Raw genomic sequence first — 18815 nt, 5'->3', positions numbered from 1 at the left:
CGTCACCCGCACCTGGCATCATGCGCGCATGGGTTACGACCTCTCGGGCCGCCTCGTCGTCGGCGTCGCCTCGTCCGCACTGTTCGACCTCACCGAGTCCGACCGCGTGTTCCGCACGCAGGGGGAGGCGGCGTACCGCGACTTCCAGGAGCGCCACCGCGACGACGCGCTGGCCCCCGGCGTCGCCTTCGGGTTCGTGCGCCGCCTGCTCGCGCTCAACGACCTCGCGCCCTCCGCCGACGACCCGCTCGTCGAGGTCATCGTCATGTCCCGCAACTCCCCGGAGACCGGCCTGCGCGTCATGCGCTCCGTGCGGCACCACGACCTCGACATCACGCGCGCCGTCTTCCGCCAGGGGCGCAGCCCGCACGAGTTCATCCGTCCCCTGCACGTGGACCTCTTCCTCTCGGCCGACGAGCGCTCGGTGCGCGACGCCGTCGACCTGGGCCTGCCCGCGGGGTACGTGCTCGACCCGACGTTCGCCGACGAGGAGGGCGACGAGCTGCGCATCGCGTTCGACTTCGACGGCGTCCTCGCCGACGACTCCTCGGAGCGTCGCTACCAGGACGGCGGCCTGGCGTCGTTCCGCGAGCACGAGGTGCTCAACGCCGACGTGCCGCTCGGCCGGGGGCCGCTGCGCGAGCTCCTCGTCGGCATCCACCGCGTGCAGGTCGTCGAGCGCGAGCGGCACGCGACCGATCCGTCCTACCGGCCGCGCGTGCACGTCTCGCTCGTCACGGCCCGTTCGGCCCCGGCGCACGAGCGCGCGGTCGCGACGCTCTCCTCGTGGGGCGTGACGGTCGACGACGCGTTCTTCCTCGGGGGCGTGGACAAGGGCGGCGTGCTCGAGGTGCTGCGGCCGCACATCTTCTTCGACGACCAGCGCGCCGTGGTCGAGGCGGCGCGCCGGGTCGCGCCGTCGGTCCACGTGCCGTACGGCGAGCTGAACCGCGGCGTCCTGCCGGCCGACCCGGCCCTCGACGCGCGGCCGACGCGCGCGGCCGACGTCGCGGCGCCCGCACCCGGTCGCCGGGAGGCGGCCACCCCGCCCGCGCCCGGCGCGTCGGCGGAGCGCGACGCGGACGACGAGCGGCCGGCCCAGGGATCGGCGGCGGAGCGGCCGACGCCCGACCCGGCGGTCGAGCGGACCGCGGAGGGCGGTCGTGCGGCGGGCACCGGGACGCGCGAGCTCCCGCTCGTCCGGTCCGTCCCGGGGATCGGCGGACCGGGGCTCGCCGGGATCGCGGCGGGGGTGCCGACGGCCGAGCCGACGCCCGCGCCCGAGGGGGAGAGGTCGGCACCCGCTCCCGACGCCCGGGCCGACGCCGCCCCGGCGGCTTCCGGCGACGAGCAGGCCGACGCACCGACCGACGCGGCGAGCCCTGCCCCGTCCGGCACGACGCTCCTCAGCCGCCGGGACGCGCGGCCCGGCGCCCCCGACCGCGTCTCCGTCCTCGGCCCCGCCGGGGAGCCGAAGCCGCTGCCCGTCCGGCCGTCGTCGAACGGCGGCGCGCGCCACCACTGAGCCGGTGGTTCACTGCTCGCATGAGCGACGCGGCGCGCCCGGGCGCCCCCGGGACCGTTCCCGGGGCCGGTGATGCAGGGCTCCCGACGCCCCGCCTCGGCGGGCGCGTCGAGGTCGTGTGCGGCCCGATGTTCGCGGGCAAGACGGAGGAGCTCCTGCGCCGGGTCCGGCGCGCGGAGGTCGCGGGGCGCCGCGTCGAGGTGGTCGGGCACGTCCTCGACACCCGGCGCGGCACCGGCACGGTGAGCTCGCACTCGGGCCTCGCGATCCCCTCGCGCACCGCCCGCGACGCGCACGACCTCGAGCGGATCGTCCGCGACGCCGGGGCGCTCGACCTCGTCGCCGTCGACGAGGCGCACTTCTTCGGGCCGGAGCTCGTCGACGTCGTCCAGCGGCTCGCCGACGACGGGCTCGTCGTGGTCGTCGCCGGGCTCGACGTCACGTTCGACGCGCGGCCCTTCGAACCCCTGCCCACGCTCGCGGCGCTCGCCGAGCGCGTCGACAAGCTCACGGCGGTGTGCGCGGTGTGCGGCGAGGACGCCGCGTTCCACGTGCGCGCCGTCCGGGAGCCGGAGCCCGACGGCGGCGGGGCGGGCGACCCGCTCGCGCCGGTCGCCGCGCACGTGGGCGGCGCCGAGAGCTACGAGGCGCGCTGCCGGGTGCACCTGCCGGGAGCCCCGTGGCGCCGTCAGGACGGCGGCGCGGCCGGTCCCGCCGGGTCCTCGACGAGCGGGACGAACGAGTAGGACCCGTGCTCGCTCACCCGCACCCCGTCCGGGGCGTCGGGGTCGCGCACGACGACGAGCATCGTGTGCCGCACGGGGACGACCAGGCGCCCGCCGGGCACGAGCTGGTCGACGAGGGCGCGGGGGAGGGCGTCGGCGGCGGCCGAGACGAGCACCCGGTCGTACTGCTCGCCCGGCGTGCCGAGGACGCCGGGCCTCGCGAGGACAAGGTGTGCCCACGGCGCGCGCACCGCGGCGAGGTTGGCCGCGCCCCACGCGGCGAGGTCGGCGTGGCGCTCGATACCCAGCACGCGCCCGGTCGGTCCGACGAGCCGTGCGAGCAGCGCCGTCGTCCAGCCCGACCCGGCGCCGACGTCGAGCACCCGGGCGCCCGGGACGACGTCGAGCAGGCGCAGCATCGCGGCGACCGTCGACGGCTGCGAGCTGGTCTGGCCGTGGCCGATGGCGAGCGGCCGGTCCTGCGCGGCCCAGCGCCGCTGCGCGCGGGGGAGGAAGCCGCGGCGGTCGACCGTGCGCAGCGCCGCGGCGACGGCGTCGTCCCGGCGCTCGGCGTCGGGCGGGTCCGCGGGGCGCATGCGACCACCTCCACGGCCAGCGTAGCCACGACGGCGGACGCCGCGCCCCCGGGTGGGCCGCGCAGGGTCTTGAGCGGGAGGCGCCCCGGTGGCGCGGCCGCGGGGACGGCGGGATGCTCGACGGGTGCGCGGGCGCATCGGTGCGCCCGCCCTGGACCGGGGAGCCGGCATGAGCGGAACGGTGGCACGGATCACGCACATCAGCGCGCGGTCGGACACGAGCTTCGAGGACGCCGTGCGGATCGGCGTCGAGCGCGCCGCGAGCACGCTGCGCAACGTCTCGGGCGCGTGGGTCAAGGAGCAGAAGGTCGACGTGGCCGACGGCCGCATCACGGCCTGGCAGGTCGTGCTGGAGGTCACGTTCGTCCTCGAGTAGGGTCGGCCGGCGGCCTCGTCGCACGGAGGCGTCGCCGTCCGCGGTCCTCGGTGCGACGCTTGCCACGCGCCCCGGAGCGGTCGCCCGCGCCGGGGTCCGTGCGCGCCATTTGACCAGGACGCCCTGCGGTCCGTAATCTTGGACGTCGGCGCGCCCAGGCGCGCCGGTCCCGTGTGCCCACGGACGACTCGCACTCGCACGCCGCGGCGTGGTCGGAGTCTCCAAGACGAACTCGCCGTGACGAGCACGCCAAGACTAGGAGAGATGAGCAGCAACGTGGTGTACGCGATCGTCAAGGCCGGTGGCCGTCAGGAGAAGGTTTCCGTCGGCGACATCGTCGTGGTGGACCGGGTGTCCGCCAAGGCCGGTGAGTCCCTCGAGCTGCCCGCTCTCCTGCTGGTGGACGGGGAGAAGGTGACCACCGACGCGGCGAAGCTCGCGAAGGTCAAGGTCACCGCCGAGGTCGTGCGGGACGAGAAGGGTCCGAAGATCACGATCCTGCGGTACAAGAACAAGACCGGTTACCGCCGTCGCCAGGGTCACCGTCAGCAGCTGACCCGCCTCAAGGTCACCGGCATCAAGTGATCTCGCCCGGCGCGAGCTAGCGGCCCCGAGCCGCGCCGCGCCGACGGCACCCTCCCTCAGCAGACCAGCACGAAAGCAGGTTCGTCATGGCACACAAGAAGGGCGCGAGCTCCTCGCGCAACGGTCGCGACTCGAACGCCCAGCGCCTCGGCGTGAAGCGCTTCGGCGGGCAGGTCGTCAAGTCGGGCGAGATCATCGTCCGCCAGCGCGGCACCCACTTCCACCCCGGTGAGAACGTCGGCCGCGGCAAGGACGACACGCTGTTCGCCCTGGCCGCCGGCGCGGTCCAGTTCGGCACCCGTCGCGGCCGCAAGGTCGTCGACATCGTCTCCGCCGAGGGCTGAGCGACAGCCACAGAGGCTTCGAGCAGGAGGGGCGCACCGACGCGGTGCGCCCCTCCTGCCGTTTCCGGCACCCGTCCCCACGGGCCGCACCACCCGCCGCGACCGCGGCACCGCACGACCCACCTCTGAGAGGATCCCTCCATGGCCAGCTTCGTCGACCGTGTCGTCCTGCACGTCTCCGGCGGCGACGGGGGAACGGGTGCGCCTCGGTCCGGCGCGAGAAGTTCAAGCCGCTCGCCGGCCCCGACGGCGGCAACGGCGGTGACGGCGGCACCGTCCGCCTCGTCGTCGACTCCCAGACCACGACGCTCCTCGAGTACCACCACTCGCCGCACCGCCACGCGACGTCGGGCACCCAGGGCATGGGTGACGACCGCGACGGCGCCAACGGCGAGGACCTCGTCCTGCGCGTCCCGGACGGCACGGTCGTCAAGTCGCCCGACGGCACGGTGCTCGCCGACCTCGTCGGCGAGGGCGCCGAGTACGTCGTGGCCGAGGGCGGCCGCGGCGGTCTCGGCAACGCGGCGCTCTCGTCCCCTCGCCGCAAGGCGCCGGGCTTCGCCCTGCTCGGCGAGCCGGGCGAGGAGCGGGACGTCGTCCTCGAGCTGAAGACCATCGCGGACGTCGCGCTCGTCGGGTACCCGAGCGCCGGCAAGTCGTCGCTCGTCGCCGCCATCTCCGCGGCGCGGCCCAAGATCGCCGACTACCCGTTCACGACGCTCGTGCCCAACCTGGGCGTCGTGCAGGCCGGCTCGGCGCGCTTCACCGTCGCGGACGTCCCGGGCCTCATCCCGGGCGCGAGCGAGGGCAAGGGCCTCGGTCTGGAGTTCCTGCGCCACATCGAGCGCACCGCGGTGATCGTGCACGTGCTCGACTGCGCGACGCTCGAGCCCGGCCGGGACCCGATCAGCGACCTCGACGTCATCGAGGCGGAGCTCGCGGCCTACGCGCAGGATCTCGAGATCGAGGGCGGGCGGGTGCCGCTCACCGAGCGTCCGCGCCTCGTCGTCCTCAACAAGATCGACGTCCCCGAGGCGCGCGACCTGGCCGAGCTCGTCAAGCCCGACCTCGAGGCCCGCGGCCTGCGGGTGTTCGAGATCTCGACCGCGAGCCACGAGGGCCTGCGCCCGCTGACGTACGCGCTCGCCGAGCTCGTGGAGAAGGCGCGCGCCGAGGCGCCCGCCCCCGAGCCGACGCGCGTCGTGCTGCGGCCGCGCGCGGTCGACGAGGCCGGGTTCACGGTCAAGCGCAAGGGCGGGGCGACCGACTACTGGTTCGAGGTGCGCGGCGCCAAGCCGGAGCGCTGGGTCCGCCAGACGGACTTCTCCAACGACGAGGCCGTGGGCTACCTCGCGGACCGCCTCGCGCGCCTGGGCGTCGAGGACAAGCTGTTCGAGGCGGGCGCCGTCGCGGGCGACGAGGTGCGCATCGGCAGCGACGTCAACGCGGTCGTCTTCGACTGGGAGCCGACGCTCATGTCGGGCTCCGAGCTGCTCGGCGGCCCGCGCGGCTCCGACAACCGCCTCGACGAGAGCCTGCGCCCGACCCGCTCGGAGAAGCGGCGCGAGCACCACGAGCGCATGGACGCCAAGGCGGAGGCGCGGCGCGAGCTGTGGACCGAGCGCCAGGCCGGCACCTGGACGGACCCCGAGTCCGACTGACCTGGAGTCCGACCGACCCGGAGTCGTCCGCGCCGACGAGGGCCCGGTTCCCCGTGGGGGACCGGGCCCTCCGCCGTGCCCGGGTCGTCCTCGGCGCGGCCCGGGAGCGGGTCGGTCCCGGGCGCAGGCGTCCTGGTCCGTGAAATCGTGCGCGGCGGCGGCCCTCCGGCGGCGATGATGGGAGCGTGAACGCGCTGTCCTCCCGCTCCGAGATCGCCTCCGCCCGCCGCGTGGTCGTGAAGATCGGCTCGTCGTCGCTCACGGGCGCCGACGGCCACCTCGACCTCGCGGCCCTGCGGGCGCTCGTCGACGTCCTCGCGGCCCGACGCGCGGACGGCGGCCAGGTCGTGCTGGTCACGTCCGGCGCCATCGCCGCCGGGATCGGCCCCCTCGGCCTCGCGAGCCGACCGCGCGACCTCGCGACGGCGCAGGCCGCGGCGTCGGTCGGGCAGGGCATGCTCGTCGCCCGGTACGCCGAGGCGTTCGCGGCGCACGGGCTGCGCGTCGGGCAGGTGCTCCTCACCGCGGAGGACACGGTGCGTCGCGGGCACTACCGCAACGCCCAGCGCTCGCTCGAGCGCCTGCTCGACCTCGGCGTCGTGCCCGTCGTCAACGAGAACGACGCCGTCGCGACCGACGAGATCCGCTTCGGCGACAACGACCGGCTCGCCGCGCTCGTCTCCCACCTCGTGCGGGCCGACGCCATGGTCCTGCTCACGGACGTCGACGGCCTGTACGACGGCCCGCCGTCGCGCCCGGGCACGCGGCGGATCGCCGAGGTGCGCTCGCCGGCCGACATCGAGGGCGTCGAGGTGACGGGACGGGGGAGCGCGGTCGGCACGGGCGGCATGCTCACCAAGCTCGAGTCGGTCTCCATCGCGACCGGCACCGGAATCCCCGTGGTGCTCACCAAGGCGCAGCACGCTGCCGCCGCGCTCGCCGGCGAGCCCGTCGGGACCTGGTTCGCCGCGACGGGCAGGCGGACGACGCGCCGCCGGCTCTGGCTCGCGCACGCCGCCCGCACGCGCGGCCGCCTCGTGCTGGACGACGGCGCGGTGCGGGCCGTGCAGGGCGGGCGCGCCTCGCTGCTGCCCGCGGGGATCACCGCGGTCGAGGGCGAGTTCGACGCCGGCGACCCGGTCGAGCTCGTGGCGTCCGACGGGCGCGTGGTCGCCCGCGGCCTGGTCGCGTTCGAGTCGCGCGACATCCCGGACCTCCTCGGCCGGTCGACCACGGAGCTGCGGGCCGAGCTCGGCGAGGGCTACGACCGCGAGGTCGTGCACCGCGACGACCTCGTCCTCGTGCGGCGGCGCGCGCGCTGACCGCGGGCCGGACGGCGCTCCCGGCGCGACGGCCGCCGACGTAGGCTCGGACCATGACCACCACCGAGGACGCGCCCGTCGTCGCGGGCGCCGCCGAGCCCGGGACCGCCGGTCCTGCCGCAGCCGCGACCGACGCTCCGACCGACGTCGCGGCGGCCGTCGAGGACGTCGCGCGCCGCGCCAAGGTCGCGTCGCGCACGCTCGCGACGGCGACCCGCGCGACGAAGGACGCTGCGCTCCTCGCGCTCGCCGACGCGCTCGTCGCGGCGACCGACGAGATCGTGGCCGCGAACGCCGTCGACCTGGAGCGTGAGCGCGCGAACGGCATGAGCGAAGGGCTGCTCGACCGGCTCGCGCTCGACGCGCCGCGCGTCGCCGCGATCGCCGACGCGCTGCGCGCGCTCGCGGGCCTGCCGGACCCGGTGGGGGAGGTCGTGCGCGGCTCGACGCTGCCGAACGGCCTGCGCCTGCGCCAGCTGCGCGTGCCCATGGGCGTCGTCGGCATGATCTACGAGGCGCGCCCCAACGTGACGGTCGACGCCGCGGGCCTCGCGCTCAAGAGCGGCAACGCGGTGATCCTGCGCGGAGGGTCCGCGGCGGCGAGCTCCAACGAGGTGATCGTCGGCGTGCTGGCCCGTGCGCTCGAGGCGCAAGGGCTGCCCGGCGACCTCGTGCAGTCGATCGACCGGCACGGGCGCCCGGGGGCCGTCGCGCTCATGCACGCGCGCGGGCTCGTCGACGTCCTCGTCCCGCGCGGCGGGGCGGACCTCATCCGCACCGTCGTGCGCGAGTCGACCGTCCCCGTCATCGAGACCGGGGTCGGCAACGTCCACGTGTACGTCGACGCGAGCGCGGACCGGGCCATGGCGCTCGAGATCCTCCTCAACGCCAAGACGCAGCGCGTGGGCGTCTGCAACGCCGCGGAGACGCTCCTCGTCCACGCGGACGCCGCACCCGAGTTCCTCCCGGCCGCGCTCGCCGCGCTCACCGAGGCGGGCGTCGTCGTGCACGGTGACGACCGCACGGCCGGCCTCGCGCCCGCGGGCACCGACGTGCTCGCGGCCACGGACGAGGACTGGGCGACCGAGTACCTCGCGCCCGAGATCGCCGTGCGCGTCGTCGACGACCTCGACGCCGCGATCGAGCACGTGCGGACCTGGACGTCGGGCCACACCGAGGCGATCGTCACGCGCGACCTCGCGGCGTCGGAGCGCTTCGTCGCCGAGCTCGACTCCGCCGCCATCATGGTCAACGCCTCGACCCGCTTCACCGACGGCGGCCAGTTCGGCCTCGGGGCGGAGATCGGCATCTCGACCCAGAAGCTCCACGCGCGCGGCCCCATGGGCCTCGCGGAGCTCACGACGACGAAGTGGGTCGTGCACGGGGACGGCCACGTCCGCCCCTGACGCACGGCCCCCGGCGGGTACCTGATACCCGCCGGACGAGGTCCCCGGACGGTCGTGAGAGACTGGTCGGCGACCGGCGCCCGTCCGGTCCGCCGTCGGGCCGGTCCCGGCGGGCGTACCGTTCCATCGCACCACCCCGGCCCGCGGCACGTGCCCGTCCGGCCCGGGGACGACCTTCGAGGAGGACGTCGTGATCTCTGCCGTCGTGCTGGCCGCCGAGGAAGGCGCCGAGGCCGCGTCGCACCTGCCCATCCCGCCGCTCGCGTACGGACTGCTCGGGTTCGGCGGGCTCGTGGCCCTGCTGCTCGTGACCTACGCGTTCCGCAGCGTCGGCACGCGGCACTGACCCGCCCCGGACGACGGAAGCGCCCGCGACCGATGACGCGTCGATGAGCCCGCGCCGACCCCGCCTGGGGGTGATGGGTGGCACGTTCGACCCCATCCACCACGGCCACCTGGTCGCTGCGAGCGAGGCCGCGGCGCGGTTCGACCTCGACGAGGTCGTCTTCGTCCCCACGGGCAAGCCGTCGTTCAAGCAGCACCAGACCGTCAGCCCGGCCGAGCACCGCTACCTCATGACCGTCATCGCGACCGCGTCGAACCCGCGGTTCACGGTGAGCCGTGTGGACGTGGACCGGCCCGGGCTGACCTACACGGTCGACACGCTGCGCGACCTGCGGGCCGCGCGACCGGACGCCGAGCTGTTCTTCATCACGGGTGCGGACGCCGTCGAGCAGATCCTCACCTGGAAGGATGCCGACGAGCTCTGGAAGATGGCACACTTCGTGGCTGTCTCCCGCCCGGGTCACCAGCTGAGCGTCGAGGGCCTGCCTCCGGGCGTGGTCACGACGCTCGAGGTCCCCGCCCTCGCGATCTCGTCGACGGACTGCCGTCGGCGCGCGGAGGCCGGGCAGCCGGTGTGGTACCTGGTTCCGGACGGCGTGGTCCAGTACATCGCCAAGCACGGTTTGTATCGAGGTCAGCACGATGAGTGACAACGGCAGCAACATGCAGCCCGTCCGCCCGCTCACCCGGCGCGAGATGCGCGAGCGCGAGCAGGCGGCCGCCGCCGAGCGGTCCGCGCAGAGCGCAGCGCCCCCGCCTGCCCCGGCACCGGGTGCGGGCGGCTGGCAGCAGCCGCCGCGCCCGGCCGCACCGTCCGGCCCGCCGCCGTCGCGCCGCACCCTGCGCGAGACGACCGGCCCGGCGGAGCACCCGGCACAGCCGTCGGTCGTGCGACCCCCGGCCGCCTCGGGCGGCATGCGCGGCCTGGACGAGACCGGCCGCCTCACGCCGGTCCAGGAGACGGCCGAGCGCGTCGCGATCCGCCCGCCGGCCCCGACGCCCGTCGTGCCCACGCGCACGTCCTCGCGTCCGCCTGCCGCGGCCCCGCGGCCCCCGGTGCCGGGTGCGTCCGGCCCCGTGCGCCCCGCGACGCCGTCGGCTCCGGTCGGCGGTCTCGCCGCGGGCGCGGGCCCCGCGCGTCCCGAGGCGACGCAGCCGCCGCGCCTCTCGGCGTTCGCGGCCCCGCCCACCAGCCCCGCCCCGCCCGGCACGCCCGCGCCGGCACCGGCAACGTCCCCGTGGGCGGGCACGCGCGCCCCCGCTCCCGAGCGCGCGCCCGCCCCGGCACCGCCCGCCGAGGCAGGCGGCGCGGCCCTGCCGTGGTCCGCGATCACGGCAGGCTCCGCGCCCGAGCCCGCGAGCGCGGACCGCGAGCAGTCGTCGCCCTTCGGCGGCGTGCGGGAGTCCGCACCTGCTCCAGCCGGCGGTTCGGACGAGCTCTTCCCCCGCGTGCGCGGTCGTGCCGCCGAGCCCGAGGAGTCGGACGACGACGACCTCGAGGACGAGCGGCGGGGCCCGTCGTACACGTGGCTGCACTACCTGATCCTCGTCGCCGTCGCGTTCGTCCTCGGCCTGCTCGTCTGGACGCTCGTGTCCCGCGACGACCCGGGCCTGGCCGTGGAGGACGCGAGCGCCTCGGCCGCCGCCGTGCGGACGTGGGACGACCCCGGCACCCTCGACACCGGCCGCTGACCGGCCGCACCACGAACGGAGACACGTGACCGCCACCGACCGAGCCCTCGAGCTCGCCGTCATCGCCGCCCGGGCGGCGTCCGACCGCAAGGCCGAGGAGATCATCGCGCTCGACGTGAGCGAGCAGCTCGTCCTGACCGACGTGTTCCTCATCGCCTCGGGGTCGAGCGAGCGCCAGGTCTCGGCGATCGTCGACGCCGTCGAGGAGGCCATGCACAAGGCCGGGTCCAAGCCGATCCGCCGCGAGGGCAAGCAGGAGGCCCGCTGGGTCCTGCTCGACTTCGGCGACGTCGTCGTGCACGTGCAGCACGCCGAGGACCGCGTGTACTACGCGCTGGAGCGGCTGTGGAAGGACTGCCCGGTCGTCGAGCTGCCGGAGGACGCGCGCGGCGGCGACGGCACGGCCGACGACAGCGACGACACCACGCGCGGCGACGGCGCCATCCGCCTCTCGGGGGAGCCCCTGGCGTGACCGCCGGCACGCTCGTCCTCCTGCGTCACGGTCGCACCGCGTACAACGCGACGATGCGCCTGCAAGGGCAGGTCGACATCCCGCTCGACGCCGTCGGGCGGTGGCAGGCGGAGCAGGGCGCGAAGGCCCTCGCGAGCGCGCACCGCGCGACGCGCGTCGTCGCGTCCGACCTCGTGCGCGCCGCCGACACCGCGCGCGCGTACGCGGCGGCGATCGGCGCGGACGTCACGTACGACCCCCGGCTGCGCGAGCGCGGCTTCGGGGAGTGGGAGGGCCTCACGGGCCCGGAGATCGCCGAGCGCTGGCCCGAGGAGTACGCGGCGTGGCGTCAGGGCGAGGAGCCCGTGCGCGCGGGTGCGGAGTCCAAGGCCGACGTCGCGGCGCGCCTCGTCACGTCCGTCACCGAGCACGTGGAGTCGCTGGAGCGGGACGACACGCTGGTCGTCGTCTCGCACGGCGCCGCGATCACGCTCGCGGTCACCGCGCTGCTCGGCCTGGACCCGGAGGGCTGGCGCGGGATCTCCGGGCTGCACAACGTCCACTGGTCCCACCTGCACCGCTCGGCGCCCGCCGCGACGCCCGCGTGGCGCCTCGTGGCGCACAACGTCGGGGCCGGGTTCCCGCTCGACGAGTGGAACGCGGGACCGGATTGGAATCTGGAGCCGGTTTCTGCGTAGACTAGCGACGCTCCGCAGGACGGGAAACCGGCCGGAGGAGTGCATGACCTGGATCTTCACGGATCCACGGGGCTGTGGCGCAGCTGGTAGCGCACCTGCATGGCATGCAGGGGGTCAGGGGTTCGAGTCCCCTCAGCTCCACCCGTAGAGCCGGACGGGAGCACGCACCATCGAGAGATGGGCGGGCTCCCGTCCGGCTTTTCTGCGTCCTGCGCGCCGCCCGGTGCTCGTCGGTGGAGGACGCGGGTCTTGGCGCGGCCTCCCGCGCCTGCCACGCTGGTGCGGTGCGACGGCGCTCCGTCCGTCGCGCGGGTACCCGGGGGAGGGCACGCGATGAGGCCACTGCGCTACGCGATCAACGTCACGCTCGACGGCTGCTGCCACCACGAGGCGGGCCTGCCGCCCGACGAGGAGTCGATGCGGTTCTGGACCGAGGAGACGGAGCGCGCGGACGCGCTGCTGTTCGGGCGGGTCACCTACCAGATGATGGAGGCGGCGTGGCGCCGTCCGGCGTCGGGCGCGTGGCCGGACTGGATGGGGGAGCGGGACGTCCCGTTCGCCGAGGCGATCGACGGGGCGAGGAAGCACGTGGTGTCGAGCACGCTGCGCGAGGTCGACTGGAACGCCGAGCTCGTCGAGGGCGACCTGGGGGACGCGGTGCGGCGGCTCAAGGAGGAGCCGGGCGGGCCGCTGTTCGTCGGCGGCGTGACGCTGCCGCTCGCGCTCGCGAATCTCGGGCTGATCGACGAGTACGCGTTCCTCGTGCAGCCGGTCCTTGCAGGGCACGGGCCGACGCTGCTGTCGGGGTTGCGCGAGCGTATCACGCTCGAGCTGGTGGACCGGCAGGAGCTGCGCTCGGGCGCCGTCGCGGTGCGGTACCGGCCCGCGACGGGCGTGCCGTGAGCCGGGACGACGACGCCCGGCGCGGCAGGTGCCGGCCGGGCGCTCGTGCGGGAGGAGCGGGGACTACGACGTGCTGACGTGCACGTGGTCGAAGTGGTTGGCGGTCGCGCCGCCGCGGTCCTCCATGCCGGACCACGCGCTCGCCGGGTCGCCGGCCATCCAGATCTTCTGCTGGTAGATGAGGTAGGTGATGCCGAGCGAGCCCGCGTTGGCCTGCAGGTAGCGCGCGATGTCCCAGCCGGTCTCGCCGCTGATCATGATGTCGACGGCGCGGCCCGTGCCGTGGTCGCCGTCGTCGCCGGGGCGGATGCCGCCGAACGTGGTGACCTGGGGGAAGTTCGCGCACACGGAGCGGTAGACGGCGCGCGCGTTGGCGCGCAGCGACGACTCGATCCCGGTGCTCACGGAGCACGCGGCGTCCGAGACGCCGCCGGCGCTCGACCCCCCGGCCGCGGCGGCGGCGACCTGGGGCGCCTCGGGCTGCGACTGCGCGAGGAAGCTCGACTTGATCCACGCGGCCGCGCCGTCCCAGACGATCTGGCTCCAGTCGCCCTCGGTGACGCCCGTGACGTCGACGGCGGCGCCGAACTCGGTGGTCGCGACGCGCTCGGCGTCCGGGGACGGCGCGGAGCGCACGTTGACGGCCTCGGTGGTCCAGAGCTGGCCGGTCACGGGCGGCAGGGGCGGGGGCGTCGGGGCGGCCTGGGCGGCCGGCACGACGGCGATCTCCGCCGCGGTCTCGACGACCGGGGGCTCCTGGGGCGCCGTGGGCGGCGCGACGCGCTCGGACGAGCGGCTGGCGGCTCCCGTGCCGCGTTCCACGCTCGCGCCGGCGGTGGGCTCGACGCTCAGCGGAGCGAGGTCGGGGTTGCCCTCCGCGGGCTGGGGGCCCGCACCCACGGCGCCCGCGCCGAGCAGCGTGACGAGCGCCAGCGCGGGGAGCTTGAGCGACCGGACCGGCAGCGTCGGCAGGGCCGGGAGCCGGAAGGAGCGCGCGGTGGCGGGGGCTGCGCTGTGGCGGCCTCGGGACATGGTGCGCTCCGGTTCTTCGTGGGTAGGACGCGCCAATGTAACCAAACCGTGATCTGAGAAGTCCAGTCGGACATTCCGCGCAGCGCTCCCCTTCGACTCATGAGCGGCAGCGCTGAGTCGTATGCGCCGCAGTCGTTGGACGGGCGGAAGGCGGGTTCCTACGCTGGAAGCATGACCGTTCCCTCTGTACCGACCGTGACGCTCAACTCCGGTCACACCATCCCGCAGCTCGGCTTCGGCGTCTTCCTCGTGCCGCCGGACGAGGCCGAGAAGGCCGTGAGCGAGGCCCTCGAGGTCGGCTACCGCCACATCGACACCGCGGCGATCTATCGCAACGAGGAGGGCGTCGGCGCCGCCATCGCGAAGAGCGGCATCCCCCGCGACGAGCTCTTCGTCACGACGAAGCTCTGGAACGACCGCCAGTCCGGCGAGCAGCCGCACGACGCGATCCGCGAGAGCCTCGACAAGCTCGGCCTCGACCACGTCGACCTGTACCTCACGCACTGGCCCGCGCCCGAGCAGGACCAGTACACGAACGCGTGGGCGAAGCTCGTCGAGATCCGCGACGCGGGCCTCGCGCGCTCGATCGGCGTCTCCAACCACCTGCCCGAGCACCTCGACCGGATCGTCGCCGCCACGGGCGTCGTGCCCGCCGTCGACCAGATCGAGCTGCACCCGGCCTACCAGCAGCGCGACGTGCTCGCCTGGGCCGACGCGAACGGCACGAAGATCGAGGCCTGGGGTCCGCTCGGCCAGGGCAAGTACCCGCTCTTCGAGAAGCAGGCCGTCGTCGACGCCGCGGCCGCCCACGGCGTGACGCCCGCCCAGGCGGTGCTGCGCTGGCACCTGCAGCGCGGCTTCATCGTCTTCCCGAAGTCGTCGCGCAAGGAGCGCATGGTGGAGAACTTCGACCTCTTCGGGTTCGAGCTCACCGCCGACGAGGTCGCCGCGATCGACGCCCTCGACACGGGTGACGGCTCGGGCCGCGTGAGCGCCCACCCGTCCGAGGTCAACTGACCCGGTCGCCCGCGGCCTCCCGCGAGGCAGCACGCACGACGAGGGGCGCCGTCCGACCGGACGGCGCCCCTCGTCGTGCGCTGGTGGAGAAGCGGGTCAGCCGCACTCGTCACAGATGCCCGTCGCGGGCAGGACCGTGAAGCACGTGGGGCACACGGCCGGCGGCTTCTCGGGCTCCGCGGAGCGGGCGGTCGTGCGGCGCGGCGTGCGCGTCGCGGGCGCGGCCTTCGCCGTGGCCCGACGCGCGGGTGCGGGGGCCGCCGCGGGGGCGGCACCGGGCACGTCGAACCCGCGCTTGCGCAGCAGGTCCGCGACGCCGACGGGGCTGCTGCGGAACTCCTCGGCGGTCGCGACGCGGCCGGTCGCGTACCGGTGCGCGACGCCGAGGATCGCCTGCGCGTCGTAGACGCGGTCCTCGTGGACGAGCGGTGTGCCGGGGGACGCGGTGAACCCGTAGACCCCGAGGAACGCGTCCCGGCCCCGGTCGTCCCAGTCCGCGAGGGCCTGGAGGATGTGCTGCCGGGTCACTGCCGAGAAGGTTGCCACGGCACGAGCCTAGACCGCCCCGCGGGACCCCTCGGACGACGAGCGCGTGACCTTCCGCACGCGCTCGCGCCGGGCCCTCGGCGCCCGGGGATCAGGGCACGGTGTACCCCGCGGCGCGGAACATCTCGTACCACTCGGCGCGGGTGAGCGGGACCTCCGAACCGAGCGCGGCGCCGGCGACCCGGTCGGGGCTCGTCGTACCGAGCACGACCTGCATGCGCGCCGGGTGGCGCGTGATCCACGCGGTCGCGATCGCGATGGGCGGCACGTCGTACCGGGCGGCGAGGCGGTCGATCACGGCGTTGAGCTCGGGGTACTTCTCGGACCCCAGGAACACGCCCGTGAAGAACCCCGCCTGGAACGGGGACCAGGCTTGGATCGTGATGTCGTGGAGACGGCAGTAGTCGAGGATGCCGTCGTCGCGACTGATCGACTGGTCGAGGGCCTGCATGTTCGCGGCGACGCCCTGCGCGACGAGCGGGGCGTGCGTGACGGAGAGCTGGAGCTGGTTCGCGACGATCGGCTGCTCGACGTACCGGCGCAGCAGCTCGATCTGGCCCGGCGTGTGGTTCGAGACCCCGAACGCCCGCACCTTGCCCGCGGCGTGCAGGTCGGAGAACGCGCGCGCGACCTCCTCGGGCTCGACGAGGGCGTCGGGGCGGTGCAGCAGCAGGATGTCGAGGTAGTCGGTGCGCAGGGCCTCGAGCGAGCCCTCGACGGACGCGACGAGGTGCTCGTACGAGAAGTCGAAGTACGGGCCCTCGGGCACGATGCCGGCCTTGGACTGGATGACCCACTCCGCGCGCTCGGCGGGGGAGAGGTCGAGCGCCTCGGCGAAGCGACGCTCGCAGCCGTGGAGCTCGGCGCCGTACACGTCGGCGTGGTCGAGGAACGTGATGCCGGCGTCCCGTGCGGTGCGCACGAGGGTGCGGACCTCGTCGTCGGTCTTGTCCTGGATGCGCATGAGGCCGAGCACGACGTCCGGGACGACGATGTCGGTGCCGGTCAGGGTGAAGGGCTTCATCGGTGGAGCTCCTTCGCGGGGTGGGCGGGTCGGGTGCGCGACGTCGGTGTCCGGGATCCGAGAGTGCGCTGCTGCTGGGGGGTCGTTCTCGCGGGTCAGGGGTAGGAAGGGACGTCGTCCGCCCGGGGGCGGGGTGCCGGACGACCCGAGCGAGCCCGGTCGGCCGCGACGGGGTCGAGCCTAGGAAGCGCTAACCTAGAAGTCCAACAACTAGTATTTGTCAAATAGAGAACTGTGAGTGGTCAATGGATCTTCGTCAGATGGAGTACCTCGTCGCGCTCGCGGACGAACGCCAGTTCACCCGCGCCGCCCAGCTCGTCGGAGTCTCGCAGTCGGGGCTCTCCGCCGCGGTCCGCAGCCTGGAGGAGGAGCTCGGCGCGAGCCTGTTCACGCGGACGACGCGGCGCGTCGAGCCCACTGAAGCCGGTCTCGCGCTGCTCCCGTACGCACGCTCCATGCTCGCGCAGGCGGCCGCCGCCCGCGACGCGGTCGTCCGGGCGACGCACGCGCTGTCCGGCTCGCTGCGCGTCGGCTCGGAGCAGTGCCTCGGCGTCCTCGACGTGACCGCCCTGCTCGAGCGGTTCCACCGCCGGTACCCGCAGGTGGAGATCCACTTCGCGCAGGCGGGCTCGCACGACCTCCTCGCGCGCGTCCGCGAGGGTGACCTCGACGTCGCGTTCGTCGCGACCACCGAGCACCTGGGGCCGCTGTCCCAGACGGTCCTGGGCAGCGAGCCGCTCGTGCTCGTGTGCGCGCCCGAGCACCCGCTCGCCGGGAGGGGCCGGGTCGAGTGGTCCGACCTCTCGGACCAGGAGTTCGTCGACTTCGACCCCTCGTGGGGCGCGCGGCCGGTCAACGACGCGACGTGCGCCGCGCACGGCGTCCACCGGCGCGTGCGGTGCTCGGTCAACGACGTGCACACGCTCCTCGAGCTCGTCGACCGGGGGCTCGGCATCGCGCTCGTGCCGCGCCACGTCGCAGGCAAGCCGGAGGCCGAGCGCCTCGTGACGCTCGCGCTGCCGGAGGGCGGTGCGCCGAGCTGGGTCGTCTCCGTCGTCACGGGGCGCTGGGACCGCGGCGCCTCGGCCGCGCCGCAGCTCCTGGAGCTCCTCGCGGACGCCCCCGCGTGCCGCGGCGTCGAGGTCTCCCAGCCCGACGCGGCCGCGCTGCGCGCGGGCGTCGAGGCGCCGAGCCCTGCCGTCGAGGCGCCGAGCCCTGCCGTCGAGGCGCCGAGCCCTGCCGTCGAGGTGCCGAGCCCTGCCGTCGAGGCCGTGGCGGAGGCCCGGTGACCGCCCCCGCGGGCACCGACGCACCGCTCTTCCCGCTGCGCAGCGTCGTCCTCGGCGCGTTCCTCCCCACGCTCGTCCTCGAGATCGGCGTGGGGGCCATGCTGCCGGTCGTCGCCGTCACGGCCACGGGCCGGGGCGCGAGCCTCACGGTCGCGGGGCTCGTGGCCGCGCTCGTGCCGATCGGCAAGATCCTCTTCGACCTGCCCGCCGGGGCGCTCGCCCAGCGCCTCGGCGACCGTGCGGCCATGCTGCTCGCCGGGGGCGTCGCGGCGGTCGCCTTCGCGACGATCGCGCTCACCCCCAGCCTGTGGGGCCTCGCGGTGGGGGTCCTCGCGCTGGGTGCGTCGACCGCGGTCTTCAACCTCGCCCGCCAGGCGTACCTCACCGAGATCACGCCCCCGCTGCGCCGGGCCCGCGTCCTGTCGACGCTCGCGGGCGTGCACCGGATCGGGCTGTTCCTCGGCCCGTTCGCGGGCGCGGCGGTCATCGCCGCGACCGACGTGCGCGGCGCCTACTGGCTCGGGACGGGCGCCGCTCTCACCGCAGTGGTGGTGCTCGCCGTCGTGCGGCCGGACCCCGCGGAGGCCGGGCGTGCTCGACTGCGCGGCGCGCGGGCGGTGCCGCGGGTCGGCATCGCCCGCGTGGCGCGCGGCCATCGCCACCTGTTCGCGACGCTCGGCGTGGCGATCCTCCTGGTCAGCGCGGTCCGCGGGGCCCGGCAGACCGTCATCCCCCTGTGGGGCGAGCACCTAGGGCTGGACGCCGAGGTGACGTCGCTGATCTTCGGCGTCTCCGGCGCGCTCGACATGCTGCTCTTCTACCCGGCGGGCAAGGTCATGGACCGGTTCGGGCGCCTGTGGGTCGCCGTGCCGTCCATGCTCACGATGGCCGTCGGTCTCGCGGTGCTGCCGCTCGCGCACACCGCCCCCGCGCTCGCGGTCGTCGCGGCGGTGCTCGGGGTCGGGAACGGCATGGGCTCGGGCATCGTCATGACGCTCGGCGCCGACGTCGCGCCCGCGGACGTGCGCCCGACCTTCCTCAGCGTGTGGCGCCTGTTCCAGGACACCGGCGACGCCCTCGGTCCGCTCGTGCTGTCGGCCGGGGCGGCGCTGGGGTCGCTCGCCGCGGGCGTCTGGGCGACGGCGGCGCTCGGCGCCGGCTCGACGGTCGCGCTCGCGCGGTGGGTGCCTCGGCACTCGCCGCTCGCGAACCTCGTCCGACGCCGGTAGTCCGGGCCGCGCTCGGGCGCGGGGTGGGGCGTCGGGCCGGGCCGCGCGA

The 18815-nt window shown here is 75.2% G+C and carries 20 protein-coding genes, 1 tRNA gene and 1 pseudogene; 18 read left to right on the top strand and 4 right to left on the bottom strand.

What is annotated here, in order from left to right; genetic code table 11:
* Positions 1 to 28: 28 nt before the first annotated feature.
* Positions 29 to 1525, top strand: coding sequence for a 5'-nucleotidase (locus BJP59_RS10855; protein WP_194520926.1), 1497 nt, complete (start codon positions 29 to 31; stop codon positions 1523 to 1525).
* A 20-nt stretch (positions 1526 to 1545) separates the two neighbouring features.
* Positions 1546 to 2271: a thymidine kinase gene (locus BJP59_RS10850; protein ID WP_194520925.1), complete on the top strand. Its 726-nt coding sequence runs from the start codon at positions 1546 to 1548 to the stop codon at positions 2269 to 2271.
* Here BJP59_RS10850 and BJP59_RS10845 read toward each other — a convergent pair.
* Positions 2214 to 2846 (bottom strand): protein-L-isoaspartate O-methyltransferase family protein, encoded by a 633-nt coding sequence (locus BJP59_RS10845; RefSeq protein WP_194520924.1) that lies wholly within the window; start codon positions 2844 to 2846, stop codon positions 2214 to 2216. The two genes, BJP59_RS10850 and BJP59_RS10845, sit on opposite strands and share 58 nt — an antisense overlap.
* A 169-nt stretch (positions 2847 to 3015) precedes the next feature.
* Here BJP59_RS10845 and BJP59_RS10840 point away from each other — a divergent pair, with 169 nt between their 5' ends.
* From BJP59_RS10840 to BJP59_RS10780, 13 genes and pseudogenes are all read left to right on the top strand, one after another.
* Positions 3016 to 3222 carry a dodecin family protein gene (locus BJP59_RS10840; protein WP_021482381.1) on the top strand — a complete coding sequence of 69 codons (207 nt, stop codon included), beginning with the start codon at positions 3016 to 3018 and terminating at the stop codon, positions 3220 to 3222.
* Between the two features lie 276 nt (positions 3223 to 3498).
* On the top strand, positions 3499 to 3807 hold the full coding sequence (gene rplU / locus BJP59_RS10835; RefSeq protein WP_198285668.1) for a 50S ribosomal protein L21: 309 nt from the start codon (positions 3499 to 3501) through the stop codon (positions 3805 to 3807).
* Positions 3808 to 3893: 86 nt separating this feature from the next.
* Positions 3894 to 4151 (top strand): 50S ribosomal protein L27, encoded by a 258-nt coding sequence (gene rpmA, locus BJP59_RS10830; protein WP_021482383.1) that lies wholly within the window; start codon positions 3894 to 3896, stop codon positions 4149 to 4151.
* 141 nt (positions 4152 to 4292) lie between these two features.
* Positions 4293 to 5812 (top strand): annotated as a pseudogene (obgE, locus tag BJP59_RS10825) (GTPase ObgE).
* 194 nt (positions 5813 to 6006) lie between these two features.
* Positions 6007 to 7134 carry a glutamate 5-kinase gene (gene proB / locus BJP59_RS10820; RefSeq protein WP_144682539.1) on the top strand — a complete coding sequence of 376 codons (1128 nt, stop codon included), beginning with the start codon at positions 6007 to 6009 and terminating at the stop codon, positions 7132 to 7134.
* 53 nt (positions 7135 to 7187) lie between these two features.
* Positions 7188 to 8540: a glutamate-5-semialdehyde dehydrogenase gene (locus BJP59_RS10815; RefSeq protein ID WP_194520923.1), complete on the top strand. Its 1353-nt coding sequence runs from the start codon at positions 7188 to 7190 to the stop codon at positions 8538 to 8540.
* 190 nt (positions 8541 to 8730) lie between these two features.
* Entirely contained in the window at positions 8731 to 8886 is a 156-nt protein-coding gene (locus BJP59_RS10810; RefSeq protein ID WP_021483496.1) for a hypothetical protein, read from the top strand.
* A 43-nt stretch (positions 8887 to 8929) separates the two neighbouring features.
* Positions 8930 to 9535: a nicotinate-nucleotide adenylyltransferase gene (gene nadD / locus BJP59_RS10805; RefSeq protein ID WP_031316993.1), complete on the top strand. Its 606-nt coding sequence runs from the start codon at positions 8930 to 8932 to the stop codon at positions 9533 to 9535.
* Positions 9528 to 10577: a hypothetical protein gene (locus tag BJP59_RS10800; RefSeq protein ID WP_194520922.1), complete on the top strand. Its 1050-nt coding sequence runs from the start codon at positions 9528 to 9530 to the stop codon at positions 10575 to 10577. The genes nadD and BJP59_RS10800 overlap by 8 nt, the downstream gene beginning before the upstream one ends.
* A 25-nt stretch (positions 10578 to 10602) precedes the next feature.
* A complete protein-coding gene (gene rsfS, locus BJP59_RS10795; protein ID WP_194217069.1) occupies positions 10603 to 11049 on the top strand; it encodes a ribosome silencing factor in 447 nt (148 codons plus the stop codon).
* Complete coding sequence (locus BJP59_RS10790; RefSeq protein WP_194520921.1) at positions 11046 to 11726, top strand: histidine phosphatase family protein; 681 nt, start codon at positions 11046 to 11048, stop codon at positions 11724 to 11726. Before rsfS ends, BJP59_RS10790 begins: the two co-directional genes overlap by 4 nt.
* A 68-nt stretch (positions 11727 to 11794) precedes the next feature.
* Positions 11795 to 11867, top strand: a tRNA-Ala gene (locus tag BJP59_RS10785).
* Between the two features lie 192 nt (positions 11868 to 12059).
* Complete coding sequence (locus tag BJP59_RS10780) at positions 12060 to 12629, top strand: dihydrofolate reductase family protein (protein WP_194520920.1); 570 nt, start codon at positions 12060 to 12062, stop codon at positions 12627 to 12629.
* Between the two features lie 63 nt (positions 12630 to 12692).
* Here the strand turns inward: BJP59_RS10780 and BJP59_RS10775 are convergent, their stop codons facing one another.
* Positions 12693 to 13661 carry an SH3 domain-containing protein gene (locus BJP59_RS10775; protein WP_051028408.1) on the bottom strand — a complete coding sequence of 323 codons (969 nt, stop codon included), beginning with the start codon at positions 13659 to 13661 and terminating at the stop codon, positions 12693 to 12695.
* 171 nt (positions 13662 to 13832) lie between these two features.
* Between BJP59_RS10775 and BJP59_RS10770 the strand changes: the two genes are divergently transcribed.
* A complete protein-coding gene (locus tag BJP59_RS10770; protein ID WP_076405613.1) occupies positions 13833 to 14678 on the top strand; it encodes an aldo/keto reductase in 846 nt (281 codons plus the stop codon).
* 96 nt (positions 14679 to 14774) lie between these two features.
* Here the strand turns inward: BJP59_RS10770 and BJP59_RS10765 are convergent, their stop codons facing one another.
* Positions 14775 to 15224: a hypothetical protein gene (locus BJP59_RS10765; protein WP_034651120.1), complete on the bottom strand. Its 450-nt coding sequence runs from the start codon at positions 15222 to 15224 to the stop codon at positions 14775 to 14777.
* Positions 15225 to 15315: 91 nt separating this feature from the next.
* The gene (locus BJP59_RS10760; RefSeq protein WP_194520919.1) at positions 15316 to 16248 is read right to left on the bottom strand and encodes an aldo/keto reductase; all 933 of its coding nucleotides are present in this window, start codon (positions 16246 to 16248) and stop codon (positions 15316 to 15318) included.
* A gap of 260 nt (positions 16249 to 16508) precedes the next feature.
* Between BJP59_RS10760 and BJP59_RS10755 the strand changes: the two genes are divergently transcribed.
* Complete coding sequence (locus BJP59_RS10755) at positions 16509 to 17537, top strand: LysR family transcriptional regulator (protein ID WP_255541844.1); 1029 nt, start codon at positions 16509 to 16511, stop codon at positions 17535 to 17537.
* On the top strand, positions 17534 to 18766 hold the full coding sequence (locus BJP59_RS10750) for an MFS transporter (RefSeq protein ID WP_194520917.1): 1233 nt from the start codon (positions 17534 to 17536) through the stop codon (positions 18764 to 18766). Before BJP59_RS10755 ends, BJP59_RS10750 begins: the two co-directional genes overlap by 4 nt.
* The last annotated feature ends 49 nt before the right edge of the window (positions 18767 to 18815 follow it).

The organism is Cellulosimicrobium sp. JZ28 (assembly GCF_015327065.1).
In the GTDB taxonomy this organism is placed as follows: domain Bacteria; phylum Actinomycetota; class Actinomycetes; order Actinomycetales; family Cellulomonadaceae; genus Cellulosimicrobium; species Cellulosimicrobium funkei.
Note: the sequence above shows the minus strand (reverse complement) of the source record. Positions and strands in the feature narration are given on the sequence as shown.